This window comes from Micromonospora sp. WMMD736 (assembly GCF_049179015.1).
GTDB lineage: Bacteria > Actinomycetota > Actinomycetes > Mycobacteriales > Micromonosporaceae > Micromonospora.
This window is the reverse complement of record NZ_JBMHMI010000001.1, coordinates 5,969,970-5,986,071: the sequence shown is the minus strand read 5'-3', so window position 1 is coordinate 5,986,071 and position 16,102 is coordinate 5,969,970. Positions and strand designations below refer to the sequence as shown.

At 72.2% G+C, this 16,102-nt stretch carries 14 protein-coding genes; 4 read left to right on the top strand and 10 right to left on the bottom strand.

Annotated features, from left to right (window positions below; all coding sequences use genetic code 11):
- The first annotated feature begins 28 nt into the window (after nt 1-28).
- A complete protein-coding gene (locus tag ACN269_RS27010; protein WP_421475056.1) occupies nt 29-1,087 on the top strand; it encodes an LPXTG cell wall anchor domain-containing protein in 1,059 nt (352 codons plus the stop codon).
- 71 nt (nt 1,088-1,158) lie between these two features.
- On the opposite strand, the gene ACN269_RS27005 is transcribed toward ACN269_RS27010, so the two are convergent.
- The 5 genes from ACN269_RS27005 to ACN269_RS26985 form a co-directional block, all read right to left on the bottom strand.
- On the bottom strand, nt 1,159-2,847 hold the full coding sequence (locus ACN269_RS27005) for a ribonuclease J (protein ID WP_421475055.1): 1,689 nt from the start codon (nt 2,845-2,847) through the stop codon (nt 1,159-1,161).
- A gap of 52 nt (nt 2,848-2,899) precedes the next feature.
- The gene (gene dapA, locus ACN269_RS27000) at nt 2,900-3,826 is read right to left on the bottom strand and encodes a 4-hydroxy-tetrahydrodipicolinate synthase (protein WP_421475054.1); all 927 of its coding nucleotides are present in this window, start codon (nt 3,824-3,826) and stop codon (nt 2,900-2,902) included.
- Between the two features lie 47 nt (nt 3,827-3,873).
- Nucleotides 3,874-4,614 (bottom strand): FAD-dependent thymidylate synthase, encoded by a 741-nt coding sequence (gene thyX, locus ACN269_RS26995; protein ID WP_421476587.1) that lies wholly within the window; start codon nt 4,612-4,614, stop codon nt 3,874-3,876.
- Between the two features lie 583 nt (nt 4,615-5,197).
- On the bottom strand, nt 5,198-5,710 hold the full coding sequence (locus ACN269_RS26990; RefSeq protein WP_421475053.1) for a DUF2752 domain-containing protein: 513 nt from the start codon (nt 5,708-5,710) through the stop codon (nt 5,198-5,200).
- 4 nt (nt 5,711-5,714) lie between these two features.
- Complete coding sequence (locus ACN269_RS26985) at nt 5,715-6,944, bottom strand: winged helix-turn-helix domain-containing protein (protein ID WP_421475052.1); 1,230 nt, start codon at nt 6,942-6,944, stop codon at nt 5,715-5,717.
- An 80-nt stretch (nt 6,945-7,024) separates the two neighbouring features.
- On the opposite strand from ACN269_RS26985, the gene ACN269_RS26980 reads away from it, so the two are divergent.
- Nucleotides 7,025-7,576 carry a GNAT family N-acetyltransferase gene (locus tag ACN269_RS26980; protein WP_421475051.1) on the top strand — a complete coding sequence of 184 codons (552 nt, stop codon included), beginning with the start codon at nt 7,025-7,027 and terminating at the stop codon, nt 7,574-7,576.
- Here ACN269_RS26980 and ACN269_RS26975 read toward each other — a convergent pair.
- Nucleotides 7,475-8,749 carry a glycosyltransferase 87 family protein gene (locus ACN269_RS26975; protein ID WP_421475050.1) on the bottom strand — a complete coding sequence of 425 codons (1,275 nt, stop codon included), beginning with the start codon at nt 8,747-8,749 and terminating at the stop codon, nt 7,475-7,477. The two genes, ACN269_RS26980 and ACN269_RS26975, sit on opposite strands and share 102 nt — an antisense overlap.
- A 36-nt stretch (nt 8,750-8,785) precedes the next feature.
- Here ACN269_RS26975 and ACN269_RS26970 point away from each other — a divergent pair, with 36 nt between their 5' ends.
- Nucleotides 8,786-9,379, top strand: coding sequence for a GNAT family N-acetyltransferase (locus tag ACN269_RS26970; RefSeq protein ID WP_421475049.1), 594 nt, complete (start codon nt 8,786-8,788; stop codon nt 9,377-9,379).
- A 10-nt stretch (nt 9,380-9,389) separates the two neighbouring features.
- Here the strand turns inward: ACN269_RS26970 and ACN269_RS26965 are convergent, their stop codons facing one another.
- The 4 genes from ACN269_RS26965 to ACN269_RS26950 form a co-directional block, all read right to left on the bottom strand.
- Nucleotides 9,390-10,274 (bottom strand): carbohydrate ABC transporter permease, encoded by an 885-nt coding sequence (locus ACN269_RS26965; protein WP_421475048.1) that lies wholly within the window; start codon nt 10,272-10,274, stop codon nt 9,390-9,392.
- A gap of 1 nt (nt 10,275) precedes the next feature.
- The gene (locus ACN269_RS26960; protein ID WP_421475047.1) at nt 10,276-11,397 is read right to left on the bottom strand and encodes a carbohydrate ABC transporter permease; all 1,122 of its coding nucleotides are present in this window, start codon (nt 11,395-11,397) and stop codon (nt 10,276-10,278) included.
- Between the two features lie 70 nt (nt 11,398-11,467).
- The gene (locus ACN269_RS26955; RefSeq protein WP_421475046.1) at nt 11,468-12,715 is read right to left on the bottom strand and encodes a sugar ABC transporter substrate-binding protein; all 1,248 of its coding nucleotides are present in this window, start codon (nt 12,713-12,715) and stop codon (nt 11,468-11,470) included.
- A gap of 25 nt (nt 12,716-12,740) precedes the next feature.
- Nucleotides 12,741-13,727, bottom strand: coding sequence for a LacI family DNA-binding transcriptional regulator (locus ACN269_RS26950; RefSeq protein ID WP_421475045.1), 987 nt, complete (start codon nt 13,725-13,727; stop codon nt 12,741-12,743).
- Nucleotides 13,728-13,872: 145 nt separating this feature from the next.
- On the opposite strand from ACN269_RS26950, the gene ACN269_RS26945 reads away from it, so the two are divergent.
- Nucleotides 13,873-15,963, top strand: a complete 2,091-nt coding sequence (locus ACN269_RS26945) for a glycogen debranching N-terminal domain-containing protein (protein WP_421475044.1) — start codon at nt 13,873-13,875, stop codon at nt 15,961-15,963.
- Nucleotides 15,964-16,102: the final 139 nt, after the last annotated feature.

Genomic DNA, 16,102 nt, shown 5'->3' with positions numbered 1-16,102 from the left:
CACCGACCGCGAACCCCCGGGAGTCGTCATGAACCGCCTGCTCCGCTCCGGCCTCCTCGCCGCTGCCCTGCTCCTCGTACCCGTCCTCGCCGGACCGGCGGTCGCCGCGCCGGTCCTCGCCGCGCCAACCGCGAGCACCGCACCCACGATCACCGCTCGGGGCGACATCGTCTTCCTCGGCGGGGACCCGTGGGCGCCCTCCGGCCCGCTGGGGGTCACCGTCCGGAACACCGGCAGCGCCGCCGCGAAGGGCTTCTTCGTGCTGCGCCTCCCGGTCGACGTCGACCTGCTCCGGGGCGAGGACTGTGAGATCGTCCGGGGCACGCCGCGTACCTGGCTCTGCGGCGGTGCGGAACTGCCCGCCGGGGGCGAGCGGGTGTACCGGTTGACGATCGGCTCGTCGGCTTCGGAGCCGGTCTTCGGGGTGCCGGCGTGGGGCGCCGTCGCCGGCCGGGACGCCGCCGGGGTCACCGACAGGTTCACCGACTTCCGGGTCAACTGGCCGGACCGCACCTCGTTGCGGTTGCGGGCCACCGCCGACCCGGTCGTCCACGGGACGACGACGGTGCGGGTACGGGTCACCAACGCCGGCACCTTCGACATCGGCGGTTACTCGTTGTTCGTCACCACCCCGGCCGGGGTGCGGGTGGCCGCCCCGACCTGCGCGGACCGTGGCCGGATGGTCGGCGTCGCCTGCGAGGTCCTGCGGCCGAACGTGCTCGGCGACGGCGTCACCGACAGCTTCGACGTACGGCTGACGGTCACCGGGGGCACGAAGACCGTGCAGGTGTCGCTCGCCCCCACCAACCGCTACACGAACAAGGACACCGTGACGACGCTGCGCCTGAACGGCTCGGGCGGATCGGGTGCCGGTGACGCCACCACGCCGTCGCCCACCGGTACGGCGCTCACGCCGAGCCCGACCGCCACCGCGCGCCCGACGGTCGGCGTGACCTCGTCCACCCCGGGCGCCGTGCAACTCCCCCGCACCGGACCGTCCGGCGGGGCGTACGCCCTCGTCGGCGCGGCGTTGCTGGCCCTCGGCGCCGGCCTGCTGGTGCTGCGGCGGCGACTGTCGCGGGGCTGAGCCGGAACAGGCTCCGGGCCGGTCACCGACATCCACGGGGGACGTCGGCGACCGGCCCGGTCACGCGTGCGTCAGACCTCGACGACGGTGGGCACGATCATGGGCCGCCGCCGGTACGCGTCGTTGACCCACCGCCCCACGGTCCGCCGGACGATCTGCTGGAGCTGGTGCGGGTCGGTGATGCCGTCCGCGGCGGCACGGTTGAGCGCCTCGGTGACCAGCGGGATCACCGGGTTGAACGCCTCCGGGTCCTCGGAGAAGCCCTTGGCCGACAGCGTCGGACCGGCGACCACCTTGCCGGTGACCGAGTCGACGACGACGGTGGTGGCGATGAAGCCGCCGTCGCCGAGGATCCGCCGTTCGGTGAGCAGCGACTCGCTGACGTCGCCGACGGCGAGACCGTCGACGTAGACGTACCGGCTCTTCACGTGCCCGACCAGGCTGGCGCGGCCCTCGACCAGGTCGACCACGTCACCGTCCTCGCAGATGACCACCCGGTCGGGGGCGACCCCGGACTCGATGCCGAGCCGGGCGTGCGCCCGCAGGTGACGCCACTCTCCGTGCACGGGCATCAGGTTGCTGGGCCGGACCACGTTGAGCAGGTAGAGCAGTTCGCCGGCCGGCGCGTGCCCGGAGACGTGCACCTTCGCGACGTCCTTGTGCACGACCACCGCCCCGGCGCGGGCGAGCCGGTTGATGACCCGGTAGACCGAGGTTTCGTTGCCCGGCACCAGCGACGACGCCAGCACGACGGTGTCGCCCGGCGCGATGGTGATGTGCCGGTGGTCGCCGCTGGCCATCCGGCCGAGCGCGCTCATCGGCTCGCCCTGCGACCCGGTGGACATCAGCACGATCTGGTCCGGAGGCAGGGTCGTCGCCTCCTCGATCCCGATGACCAGGCCGGCCGGGATGTTGAGCAGGCCGAGGTCGCGGGCGATGCCCATGTTGCGGACCATGGACCGGCCGATCAGGGCGACCTTGCGGCCGTGCTCCAGGGCGGAGTCGAAGACCTGCTGCACCCGGTGCACGTGCGAGGCGAACGAGGCCACGATGATCCGGCCCTTGGCCTTCGCGAAGATCGAGTCGAGCACCGGCCCGATCTCCCGCTCCGGGGTGACGAAGCCGGGGATCTCCGCGTTGGTGGAGTCGGAGAGCAGCAGGTCGACGCCCTCGGCACCAAGCCGCGCGAAGCCGGCCAGGTCGGTGATCCGGCCGTCCAGCGGGAGTTGGTCCATCTTGAAGTCGCCGGTGTGCAGCACCAGACCGGCCGGGGTGCGGATGGCCACCGCGAGCGCGTCCGGGATGGAGTGGTTGACCGCGAAGAACTCGCACTCGAACGGCCCGAGCCGCTCCCGGCCGCCCTCGCGCACGGTCAGCGTGTACGGCTGGATCCGCCGCTCGGCCAGCTTTGCCTCGACCAGGGCGAGGGTGAACTGCGAGCCGACCAGCGGGATGTCCGGCTTGTGGGCCAGCAGGTAGGGCACCGCCCCGATGTGGTCCTCGTGGCCGTGGGTCAGCACGATCGCCTGCACGTCGGCGAGACGGTCCAGGATCGGGCCGAAGTCGGGCAGGATCAGGTCCACGCCCGGCTGCTCGACGTCGGGGAAGAGCACCCCGCAGTCGACGATCAGCAACTTGCCGTCGTACTCGAAGACGGTCATGTTCCGACCGATGGCGCCGAGCCCGCCGAGCGGGATGATCCGCAGGCCACCTTCCGGCAGCGGCGGGGGTAGTTCCGCCTCGATGTGCGCCTCGGTCACTCGTCCACCTCATTCTGCGACGCCGTCACCCGGCGCCCGTCGTGTCGTTCGATCATTCGGGTAGCTCCAGGCCCGCTGCCGCGAAGTCCGCGCGCAGCTGGGCGATCTCGTCGTTGGTGGCATCCACGAGCGGGGGTCGCACCGGGCCGGCCGGCAGGCCCAGCGCTGCCAGGCCGGCCTTGACCAGGATGGTGCCCTGCGTGCGGAAGATGCCCGTGAACAGCGGCAGCAGCCGCCTGTGCAGGGTCAGCGCGGTGGGCATGTCCCCCGCGTCGTACGCCTCGATCATCTGTGCGGTCAGCGCCCCGGTGAAGTGCGTGGAGGTGCCGACCACGCCCACGCAGCCGACCGCCAGCGCCGGCAGGGTGAGCGCGTCCTCGCCGCTGTAGTAGGCGAGGCCGGTCCGGCTGGTCACCCAACTGGTGGCGATCAGGTCGCCCTTGGCGTCCTTGACCGCGACGATGCGGCCGTGGTCGGCGAGCCGGACCAGTGTCTCGGTGTCGATCGGCACGCCGGAGCGGTGCGGGATGTCGTACAGCATCACCGGCAGTCCGCTGGCGTCGGCCACGGCGGTGAAGTGTCGCAGTAGTCCGCTCTGCGGCGGCTTGTTGTAGTACGGCGTGACCACCAGCAGGCCGTGCGCGCCGGCCTTCTCGGCGGAGGCAGCCAGCTCGATCGTGTGTCGGGTGTCGTTGGTGCCGACACCGGCCACCACCCGGGCGCGGTCACCGACGGCCTCGACCACGGCGCGGATCAGGAGTTCCTTCTCCGCGTCGGTGGTGGTCGGCGACTCGCCGGTGGTGCCGTTGACCACCAGCGCGTCGTTGCCCTGTTCGTCGACCAGGTAGCTCGCCAGTCGGGCGGCGCCGTCGAGGTCGAGTGAGCCGTCGGCGGTGAACGGGCTCACCATGGCGGTGAGCACCCGCCCGAACGGGCGGGACACCGGTCGGGCGGCGGCGTCGGGGTGGTCCTGCGTCATACCCTCCAACCTAGCGGACGACCAGCCGGAGCCCGCCGGGGAAGGGCTCAGGACGCCTCGTGCGGGCTGGCCGCCACCTCGGTGCCGTCCGGCAGGGTGGAGATCGCGAAGTCGGCGAAGACGTTCGGGGCGACTCCCTGGAGCTGACGCAGGCACTCCACGGCCAGCTCGCGGATCTCCACGTCGGCGTGCTCGGTGGCCCGCATCGCGATGAAGTGCCGCCAGGCCCGGTAGTTGCCGGTGACCACGATCCGCGTCTCCGTGGCGTTCGGCAGCACCGCCCGGGCCGCCTGCCGGGCCTGCTTGCGGCGCAGCGTCGGGTTCGGCTCGTCGGAGAAGCGCTGCTCCAGACCCTCCAACAGCTCCGTGTACGCCCGCACGCTCGCCTCGGCGGCCTCGACGAACTTCTTGTGCAGCTCCGGGTCGTCGGCGATGACCGCCGGCTCGACCATGGCCGCGTCCCGCTCGGGGACGTACCGCTGCGAGAGCTGGGAGTACGAGAAGTGCCGGTGCCGGATCAGCTCGTGGGTGAAGGAGCGGGACACCCCGGTGAAGTAGAAGGTGACCGAGCCGTGCTCCAGCACGCTCAGGTGACCCACCTCGAGGATGTGCGCGAGGTAGCCGGCGTTGGTGGCGGTGGCCGGGTTCGGCTTCTTCCACGACTGGTAGCAGGCCCGCCCGGCGAACTCGGCGAGCGCCTGGCCGCCCTCGGCGTCGGTCGACCACGGCACGTCGTCCGGGGCCGCGAACTGGGTCCACGCGATCAACTTGACCTGGGGCTGCACCATCTCCGGCATGCCTGGGACTGTAGTGGCCGGCGGCCCGTTCCCGAATCACCGGGGGCCTGTCGGTGTTCAAGATCTCGACAGCCGTCCTCGGGCTCCGCCGGTCCGTGGGTCTTCCTCGTGGCCTGTCGAGCTGCCCCAGATGTGGGGCAGGAGCCACGCCGCCAAGGGCTTCCTCCCGCCGACCGAATCGGTGCCCGCCAGCGCACCGGGCCCACAACGCACCGGGCCGACAACGCGCTGGAGCGACAACACACCGGCCCAACAACACACCGGCCCAACAACACACCGGGCCGACAGCGCACCGGCCCGGCAGCGCCGACCTCCACCCCAAGCGTCGACGCCGCGCCCGCCCGCGACGCGCTCGTCCACGCCTGGCGAGGGTCGTCCGCCCCGCGTGACGGGTGGTGCCGTCCCTGACGTCCTTTGGCGCCCCACATCTGGGGCAGCTCGACAGGGAGACCCCACCAGGTCCTGCCCCCTGGGGGAGCAGGCATAGCTCGGGTCGCGTCAGGCGGCAGCACCGCCAGACGAAGAGCAGCGCGGTCAGACGAAGAGCAGCGCGGTCAGACGAAGAGCAGCGCGGTCAGACGTAGAGCGAGGTGAACGGCGCCCAGGGCAGGTTGCGCACCACCGTGAACGCCAGCCAGGCGGCCATGAAGCCGCTGATGACCTTGGGGCTGATCCGCAGCTCGGGCAGCCGCCAGCCGAACGCCTGGTTGCCCGCCCAGGCCACGAAGAGGTACGCCAGGAAGGGCAGCGAGAAGACGAACAGGAAGTGGTGTCGGGCGGCGGCCGGCAGGTCGGCGTGCAGCACGTACCAGAGTGCGCGGGTGCCGCCGCAGCCCGGGCAGTCGAACCCGGTGGTCAGCTTCATGATGCAGGTGGGCGCGGCGTCCGGGTCGGCGTGGGTCGGGTTGCTCACCAGCGCGTACCCCATGCCGAGCCCGACGCAGCCGAGCGCGGCCAGTGGCGCGGCCCAACGCGGCGAACGCGCGTGGATCCGCAGGACGAACCGGGTGAGCCGGTCGGGCTGGGGCGCCGGGTAGTGGTAACCGACAGGCGGTGACTGGTCGACCGGTCCGGGAGCGCTCGTCACGCGTTCACGGTACACCTGACACGCTCGCCAGCGCGGCCGTGAGCGGACCCGCCAGGTCGCCGGCGGCGGGCGGCGCGACCGCGTCCAGCCCGAGCCAGCCGGCCAGCCGGTACAGCTCGGCGGCGAGCGCCACGGCGGTCTCCCCCGCGTCGGCGCCCGGCTCGAGCCAGGCGGCCGGCACCAGCAGCACTCCGGCCCTGCGGTCGGCCTTCAGGTCGACCCGGGCGGTGAACCGGTCGCCCTGCAGGAACGGCAGCACGTAGTAGCCGTACACCCGCTGCGGCGCCGGCACGTAGATCTCGATCCGGTAGCTGAAGTCGAACAGCCGCTCGGTGCGGGCCCGTTCCCAGATCAGCGGGTCGAACGGGCTGACCAGCGTGTTGCCGCGTACCCAGCGGGGCAGCCGCGCGGAGGTGTGCAGCCAGGCCGGCTGCCGCCAGCCCGCCACGGTGACCGGCACCAGCTCGCCGGCCTCGGCCAGCTCGGCGACCGCCTGGCGGGCCCCGGCGACCGGCAGCCGGAAGTAGTCGCGCAGCTCCGGCTCGGCGGCCACCCCGAGCGCGCGCGCGGCCAGGGCCACCAGGCCGCGGTACGCCTCGGCGTCGGTCGGGGTGGGCGCGGCCAGCGCGGCCGCCGGCAGCACCCGCTCGGGCAGGTCGTAGCGGCGGGCGAAGGAGGTGCTGCGCTCGGCGGCGGTCACCTCACCGGCCCAGAAAAGGAACTCCAGCGCCTGCTTGACGGCCGACCAGTTCCACCCCCAGTTGCCGGTCTGCCGGGGCGCGTCGTGCTCGATCTCCGCGGCGGTCAACGGCCCCCGGGCGGCCACCTCGTCGCGTACCCAGGCGACCAGGTCGGGCTGCTCCTGGGCGATGCGCCGCATGCCGCCCCAGGCTTCGCTGCGCGCCCGGGCCATCCGCCAGCGCAGCAGCGGGTGCAACCCGACCGGTACGAGGGAGGCCTCGTGGCCCCAGTACTCGAACAGCTCCCGGGGGCGGCGGTAGGCGGCGTTGTCCAGCAGGGTCGTCGGGTACGGACCGAGTCGACTGTAGAGCGGCAGGTAGTGCGCCCGTTGCAGCACGTTGACCGAGTCCATCTGGATCAGGGCGACCCGGTCGAGGACCCGGCGCAGATGCCGACGGGTGGGCACGCCGGTCGGCGACGGGTCGGCGAAGCCCTGGGCGGCGAGCGCCACCCGTCGGGCCTGGGCGAGCGAGAGTGATTCCAGTGCGGCCATCGTCGGCGACGATAAATCATCGGTACGACGTCGGTGCGGGAAGCTGGACTCCGACCGTCACGGGGGCATAGAACGGTGCAATGCTGACCATCCGCCGGGAGGAGCCGGACGACGCCGAGGCGATCGCCCGGGTGCACGTGCACGGCTGGCAGTCTGGTTACGCCGGTGTCATGCCGGACGAGGTGCTCGGTCGGCTCAACGTGGCGGCCTGGGCGCAGCGCCGCCGTGAGGTGGGCACCGCCGACCCGGAGCACCCGTTCACCACTCTCCTCGGCGAGGTGGACGGGCTGGCCGTCGGCTTCACCACCTTCGGGCCGTACCGCCGCAACCAGGACCGGGACGACCTGGACCCGAGCGTCGGCGAGGTGCTGGCCCTCTACGTCGAGCCGGCGTTCTGGGGGGACGGGACGGCCACCGCGCTGTTCGCGGCGGCCCGCGCCGGGCTCGTCGAGCGGGGCTGGACCGGCTACCGGCTGTGGGTGCTGGCCGACAACGGGCGGGCCCGTCGGTTCTACGAACGGGCCGGGCTGTCACCGGACGGTGAGCGGTCGACCTACCAGGTGCCGCTCGCCGGAGGGCGTGGCCCGGTCGGGCTCGTCGAGCTGCGGTACGCCGGACGCCTCGACGACTGACCCGCCCGGCGTGAGCCACTTGCGGGTCGGCAGGAAGGCCAGCAGGGCCAGGCTGATCCAGACGTACGCGTTGCTGCCGAGGAAGCCGTCGACGCCGGTGAAGTCCTTCTCCCAGAACCAGACGGTCCGGCTGATCAGCAGCGCGTACCCGATGGTCGCGGCGATCAGCAGGACCCGCCGGCGGCGGCCGGCCGGCGCGGCCATCGCGTTGTCCACCAGCAGGATCAGCGCGGGCAGCAGCCAGACCAGGTGGTGTACCCAGGTGACCGGGCTGACCAGGCACATCACCGCGCCGGTCAGGGCCAGACCGGTCTCCTCGTCGCCGGCCGCGACGGCCGCGCGGGACCGCCAGGCCCAGAGCGCCAGGGTGCCGAGGACCAGCAGCAGCCAGAGCAGGGTGCTCGGGTGTTGCGGGTCGAGGCGGGCGACCACGCCGCGCAGCGACTGGTTGGAGACGAAGGCGAGCTCGCCGACCCGCCCGGTGTTCCACAGCGCCTCGGTCCAGAACTCTCGGGAGGCGTCCGGGAAGAGCGCGCCGGCCAGCACGGTCACCCCGGCGGCGGCGCCGCTGGCGGTGAGCGCCGCACGCCATCGCCCGGTGACCAGCAAGTAGACGATGAAGATGCCCGGGGTCAGCTTGATCGCGGTGGCCAGGCCGATGCCCACGCCCGCCCACCGGCTGCCGGCGGGCAGCAGCCGGAGCAGGTCCACCGCCACCAGGAAGAGCAGCAGCGTGTTGACCTGCCCGAAGTTGACCGTCTCGCGCATCGGCTCGAAGGCGGCGGCCAGGCAGAGCGCGACGGCGAGGGCGAACCAGCGGGTCCACCCGGCCCGCCGGGCGATCGGGTCGACGAACCACCAGATCAGCACGGTGGTGGTGGCCACGCTGGCGAGCACGCTCACCACGATCGCGGCCGTCCACGGCAGGTACGCCATCGGCAGCATGACCAGCGCGGCGAACGGCGGGTAGGTGAAGCCGTACTGGGTCCTGGGCTTGAGGTAGTCGTAGATCTCCCCGCCGTCGTGCACCCACCACGTCAGCGCGCCGTAGTAGACCTTCAGGTCGAAGAAGCCGTGCCGTACCGCCGCGACGGAGAGGAACGCGGTGACCGCCGCGGCGAGCACCACCACCCCGACGACCTGCGCGGCCGTCCTGCTGGCACCCTGCGCCACCGTCGCCTCCCTGGCCCTTGAGTAGGCTTCCGTCCCATGGCTCTCGGGTACGTCCGCCCGGCGCGTCCCGAGGACGCCGGCGAGATCGCACGCATCCAGCTCGCGACCTGGCGGGTCGCGTACCGCCGGATCCTGCCTCGGCACGTGCTCGACAACCTGGACGAGGCGTTCCTCGCCCGGCGGTGGAGCGCCGCGGTGCTGGAGCCGCCCTCGGGCGCGCACCGGGTGCTGGTCGCCGTCGAACAGGCCGAACAATCGTATCTGGTGGGGTTCGCCGCCTCCGGCCCGGCCGACGGGGAGGCCCTCGCGCCGGGCGAGCCGGCCGATGCCCTGGGCCCGGACGTGGCGGCGGTGACCGACCTGCTGGTCGAGCCGCGCTGGGGTCGGCGGGGGCACGGCAGCCGACTGCTCGCCGCCACCGTCGACCTGTGGCGCTCCGACGGGATGAGTCGGGCGGTGGCCTGGGCGTTCGACGGCGACGAGGCGACCCGCAAGTTCCTCACCAGCACCGGATGGGAGCCCGACGGCGCGGCCCGGGCGCTGGACGTCGACGACATGCTGGTGCCCCAGGTGCGCCTGCACGTGGCGGTGCCGACCGAGCCACTCGCCGGGGACCGCCCCGGCGAGTGACCCGACCGGGTCAGCCCTTGTCCGAACCGTCGTTGGCGTCGCGGACGAAGTAGCGCTGGAACACCACGAAGATGATCGCCACGGGGATGGTGGCGAGCAGCGCCGCGCCCAGCTTCAGCGGGTACTGGGTGCCGCTGCCCAACGATCCGCTGACCAGGTCGGCGAGGCCACGCGGCAGGGTGAACAGGTCCGGGTCCTGCACCGACACGAGGCTGTGCGGGAACTCGTTCCAGGAGCCCTGGAACGACAGGATGGTCAGGGTGATCAGCGCCGGCTTCGCCATCGGCAGCACCACCGACCAGAAGGTCCGGAAGACGCTCGCCCCGTCGATGCGGGCGGCCTCCTCCACACTCACCGGGATCGACTCGAAGAACTGTTTCATGATGAACACGCCCGCCGCGTCGGCCAGCAGCGGCACCACGAGGCCGGCGTAGCTGTTGTAGATGCCGAGCTGATTGAGCACCAGGAACTTCGGGATCAGCAGGACCACCCCGGGGACCGCCATCACGGCGATGATGGCCGCGAACAGCCCGCCGCGCCCGGTGAACCGCAGCCGGGCCAGGGCGTACCCGGCGAGCGAGTCGAAGAACACCCGCCCGACGGTGACCAGCACGGTCACCAGCAGCGAGTTGCCCAGCCAGAGCGGGAAGTTGGTGCCCGCGAAGATCCGCTCGAAGCCGGCCAGGGTGAGCGGGTCCGGGAACGGCGACAGCGGGTTGGCCGCCGCGTCCGGCTCGGTCTTGAGCGAGTTGCCGATCTGGATGACGAACGGATAGAGGAACACCAACCCGAAGAAGACCAGCGTCGCGTACCCCAGGAAGCGGGTGGCCAGGGTGCGGGCCTCGCGCTGGTCACCGCGCGCGGGCCCCGCCGGGTGGTCGGTGCGCACGGCCATCTCAGGACCTCTCCGGTACGCGCCGACGCCGCCACCCGCGACGCGGCCGGTCGGTGTCCCGCTCGGCCAGCGCACGACGCTGGATCAGCGTGAGCACGATGATGATCAGGAACAACACGAACGAGATCGCCGCGCCGGAGCCGTAGTCGAAGTCCCGGAAGGCGGTCCGGTACGACAGGTACGCCGGGGTGAGGGTGGTCTTGGCCGGGTCGCCCTGGCTCATCACGTACACCTGGTCGAAGACCTGCCAGGAGCCGATCAGGCCGAGGGTGAGCACCAGGAAGGTGGTCGGCCGGATCATCGGCAGCGTGACGTGCCGGAAGCGCTGCCAACGGGACGCTCCGTCGAGGCTGCTCGCCTCGTCGAGAGTCACCGGGACGTTCTGGAGCCCGGCCAGGAACATCAGCATGAACGTGCCGGAGGTCGTCCAGACGACCAGCGTGATGATCGAGGTCATCGCGACGCTGGGGCCGGCGAGCCAGTCCCACCAGGTCAGCCCGAACGGGCCGCCGTCGGTGAGCGCCGCCGGGGGTGTGTCGACGCCGACCGCGCCGAGGAGCAGGTGCAGGACGCCCCGGGAGTCGGCGAACCACTCCGGTCCGTCGATGCCGAGGAAACCGAGCAGCGCGTTCACCGCGCCGGAGTTGGCGAACAGGAAGAGGAACACCACGCTGATCGCGACCGAGCTGGTGACCGAGGGGAAGTAGAAGGCGCTGCGGAAGAAGCTCTTGCCCTTGAGCATCCGGTTGTTGACGATCAGCGCCAGCCCCAGCGCGAGCACGGTCTGCGCCGGCACCACGATGACCACGTAGTAGATGTTGTTGCGGATGCTGGTCATGAAGTCGCGGCGGGCCAGCCCGTCCTCGGTGAACAGCTGGGTGTAGTTGTGCGCGCCGACGAACGGGACGTCGCCGGTGAACGGGCTGCCCTGGCCGTTCCAGTCGGTCAGACTGACCCAGAGCGCCATCAGGATCGGCAGCACCAGGAACAGCCCCAGGATGACGATCACCGGCGCGACGAACAGCCAGCCGGCGAGGTTCTCGTTGCCGCGTACGCCACCACGGCGTCGGCGGCGGCCCGCGCCGGGCGCGGTGGCCGCGGCGGTCAGTGTCTCGGTTGCCATCTCCCCTCCCTTCCTCTCTCGGGTCGACGTGCGGCGGGGGCCCCTGGTCCGTGGGGCCCCCGCCGACTCGTCAGCTGCCGCCGAGCGCGGCCTTGGCGTTCTTGTCGAAGTTCTGCAGCACGGTCTTCGGGTCACCGTTGGCGAGGCCCTGCAGGCCGGTGTCGAGGTCCTTGAGGACGCTGTCCATCTTCGGCGCGTTCACCGGGCCCTGGGCGTACGCGGCGCCGTCGATGAAGACCTTGTCGGCCGGGAAGGCCGCGGTGTACTGGTCGCGCACCGACTGGCGGGACGGCATGACACCGAACGCCGTGGCGAAGGCCATCTGCTGCTCGCCGCTCGTCATCGCCTCGACGAACTTGATCGCCTGGTCCTTGTACTTGCTCTTCGCCGCGACGCCCCAGCACTGGGTGAAGGAGAGCGTGCCCTGGCCCTTCGGGCCGGCCGGCAACGCCACCACCTTGTACTTCACGTTCGGGAAGTCGTTCTGCAGCGCGCCCTTGATCCAGTTGCCCTCGATCGTCATCACGGCCTTGCCCTTGCCGAACGCCTCGCCGGACCAGCCCGAGTCGAGCTGCTTCGGGTACTTGGCCAGGCCGGAGGTGAGCATGGTCTTGACGTACTCCAGGGCCGCCAGGTTCTCCGGGGTGTCGGCGGTCGGCTGCTTGCCGTCCTTGCTCACCAGCCAGCCGCCGTTCTGCACCAGGAACGCGCCGATGCGGTCGCGGGTGTCGCCGAGCGCCAGGGCGACCTGCCCCTTCGCCTTGATCTTCTGGGCGGTCACGGTGAGCTGGTCCCAGGTGGTCGGCACGTCGGCGTCGGTCAGCCCGGCCTTGGCCCACAGGTCGGTGTTGATCTGCAGGGCGAGGGTGGAGAAGTCCTTGGGGGCGCAGTAGAGCTTGCCGTCGTACGTGAACGTGGTGCGCAGGCTCTCGTAGAAGTCGCTCGTGTTGGAGATCTTGTCGCCGTACGGCTCCAGCGCGCCGACGCTCGCGTAGTCGGCGAAGCGGGCCGCGTCGACGTAGAAGACGTCCGGCGGGGTGCCACCGGCGAGGGCCTGGCCGAGCTGCTGGGTGAGATCCTGCGCCGGGGTGACCGTCGCGGTGTTGCCGGAGCTGCCGGCCCACTTGGCGGCGGCGTCCTGGACGGCCTTGGTCTCGGCCTCGCCGGAGGAGCCGATGAGGATCTGCAGGTTGGCCGGGCCGCTGGACTGGGCGGCGTCGCCGGAGTCGTCGAAGCCGCTGCCGCAGGCTGCGGATCCGAAGAGCGCGACGGCGGCGAGGCCGGCGACCGCTGCCCGGGTGAGGGTTCTGGGTGCCATGGGTTTCTCCTGGTGAGGGGGTGGGTTACGCGGTGTGCCGCAGGGCCAGCGAGGGCGCCAGCAGCACGGGGGTGGGTGTCTGGTTGCCGTCGAGGACACCGGTGAGCAGGTCCACGCAGCGGGCGGCGGCCTCGGCGAGGGGTTGACTGACGCTGGCCAGGCCGATGGCGGCGGCGACCGGCGTGTCGTCGAAGCCGATCACCGACACCGGCGGGTCGAGGTCACGGACGGCTTGGAGGGCGCCGAGCGCGAGCGAGTCGCTGGCGCAGAGCACGGCGGTCGGCGTCGTGGCGGCGAGCAGGTCGCGGGTGAGACGTTCGCCCTCGGCGACGCCGTCCTCGGTCTCCCGGTGCAGCCCCGCCGGGTCGACGCCGGCCGCGTGCAGGGTGTCGTACCAGCCGGCACGTCGGTCGTCGCCGACGCCGGAGCCGCTCGGCCAGCCGATGAAGGCGATCCGTCGGTGCCCGGTGTCCAGCAGGTGGCGGGTGGCGGCGGCGGTGCCGGCCGCGCCGTCGACGTCGACCCAGGGATGCGCGTCGAGCGCGTCCCACGGCCGGCCGAACGTCACGAAGGGCACCCCCCGGTCGGCGAGCCAGGCGGTACGCGGGTCTCCATACTTGGTGCCGACCAGCACGAACGCGTCCAATTCGTACGTGCCGAGTAGGTCGTCGTAGGTGGCGATCTCCCGCTCGTCGTCGGCGGCGGTGTAGAGCAGCACCCGGTAGCCGGCGGCGTCGGCGGTCTCGGTGAGCCCGTGCAGGAAGCGGTCGAGCACGGAGCCGTTGATGCCGTCGCGGGTGGGTTCGATCCGGGCGGCGATGAGTCGGGACCGGCCGGTGCGCATCTGCCGGGCGGCCTGGTTGGCCCGGTAGCCGAGCGCGTTGATCGCGTCCTCGACCCGCTGGCGGGTCTCCTGGCGCACGATGTGCGGGGCGTTGAGCACGTTGGAGACCGTCTGGCGGCTCACGCGGGCGTGCCGGGCCACCGTTGCGATGGTTACCTTTTCAGGCACTTAATCCCTCTCGCCGTCTTGAACGATCCAATTCGGATAGTGCAGGATTAGATCGTTCAAGTTTCTGGAATGTTTCGCACTTTGCACCGCCCGGGGCGCGTTGTCAAGACATCCGCCCCGCACCCCGATGATCTGGAGCCGCACCGTGACCGAACGCCAGCTGCAACCCCTTCTGCACGAGTTGGTGGGGGCGGTGCTCGCCCCCACCAGCGCGCTGGGGGACGCGACCGGGCAGATCCGCCCGACCGGCGTCCAGGGGGTCTTCCACGCCGACGCCCGCGTGCTCTCCCGGGCCGAGCTGCGGGTGGACGACCAGGAATTGGAGGGTCTCACCCACGGCCAGGACGGCCCGCACGGCGCCCGCTTCGTGGGGCTGGCCCGCTGGCTCGGCGACCCGACCCCCGACCCCACCGTCCGCGTGGAGCGTTCCCGCCGGGCCACCCGCAACGGCCTCACCGAGGAGCTGCGGATCGTCTCCACCGCCACGGTCGGCGTACGGGCCACCGTCACCGTCGACCTCGCCTGCGATCTGGCACCCATCGAAACCGTCAAGTCCGGCGGCGCTGCCGACGCGCTGGAGGCGAAGACCGGCCAGCCGGGCGTGCTCACCTGGGCCGCCGACGGGATCACCGTCACCGTGACCGCGCCGGACGCCGACGTGCTCGCCACCGGCGAGCGGGCCACCGCGCCCCGGCTGACCTGGCCGATCGACCTGCCCCCGGGCGGCGGGACGGTGCTGCGCTGGCAGCTGGCCGTCACGGACCCCCGCGCCGTGGTGGTCGGCCCGACCGGCGAGCCGGAGTGGGCCCGGCCGGCGGTGACCGCCGACGACCGGCGGCTGGTCCGGCTCCTCGACCGCAGTCTGGACGACCTGCGCGGGCTCCGCCTGGCCGAGACCGGTGCTCCCGGGGACGTCTTCCTGGGCGCCGGCGTCCCCTGGTTCCTCACCCTGTTCGGTCGGGACAGCCTCTGGGCCGCCCGGATGATGCTGCCCCTCGGCACCGACCTGGCCGCCGGCACCCTGCGCGTCCTGGCCCGCCGCCAGGGCACCCGGCACGACCCGGCCACCGGCGAGGACCCCGGCAAGATCCTGCACGAGCTGCGCCGGCACGAGTTCGCGGTGCCCGGCAACGGCCTGCACCTCCCGCCGGCCTACTACGGCACCGTCGACGCCACCATGCTCTGGGTCAACCTGCTGCACGACGCGTGGCGCTGGGGCCTCGACGCCGAGCAGATCGCGCCGTTGCTGCCGCACCTGGAGGCCGCGTTGCGCTGGCTCGGCGAGCACGCCGACCCGGACGGTGACGGCCTCGTCGAGTACGTCGACACCACCGGTCACGGCCTGTCCAACCAGGGCTGGAAGGACTCCGGCGACGCCGTACGCTTCCACGACGGCAGCCTGGCCACCGCGCCGATCGTGCTCGCCGAGGTGCAGGCGTACGCGCACGAGGCGGCGGTGAACGGCGCCGCCCTGTTGGACGCCTTCGGCCGCCCCGGCGCGGACCGGTGGCGCGAACACGCCGCCGCCCTGGCCCGACGCTTCCGGGAGCGCTTCTGGGTCGACGGCCGGTACGGCCCGCAGCCCGCCCTGGCCCTAGACCGGGACAAGCGGCCCGTCGACTCGCTGACCAGCAACATCGGTCACCTGCTCGGCACCGGTCTGCTCGACGCCGACGAGGAGACGCAGATCGCCCGCCTGCTCACCACGGACGCCATGGCCGGTGGCTTCGGGCTACGGACGATGTCCACCGACGACGCCGGCTTCAGCCCGCTGTCGTACCACTGCGGTTCGATCTGGACCCACGACACCGCGATCGTGCTCGCCGGGCTGGCTCGGGCCGGGCACTCCGAGGCCGCGCTCGGCCTGGCCGAAGGGCTGCTCACGGCGGCCGAGGCGTTCGACTACCGGATGCCCGAACTGTACGGCGGCGACGACCGGACACTACTGGGCCGTCCGGTGCCCTACCCGGCGGCCTGCCGTCCACAGGCGTGGGCCGCGGCGGGCGCGGTCCTGCTGCTCCAGGCCGCGACGGGCCTCTACCCGGACGTGCCCGGCGGCACGGTCCGCGTCGCCCCGCTGGCCGGCCCCGACTTCGGCGCGGTGCACGCCACCAACCTCCGGGTAGCCGGCAAACCGGTGAGCGTCACGGTCAACCAGGCCGGCGAAGCCGAGATAACCGGCCTCCCCGCTCCCCTGACCGCCCCAACCCTCCCCACCCAACGCACCCCGAGCTAACCCCGCCCCTCCCACCCCGTCGATCATGGAGTTGTGGTGGGCGAAAGCTCCACACCCGCCCGAAATACGGGGCACCACAACTCCATGATCGACAGCGACGGAGAGGCGAGGTGAGGCCCGCCGCCGCCCAGCCCTCCGC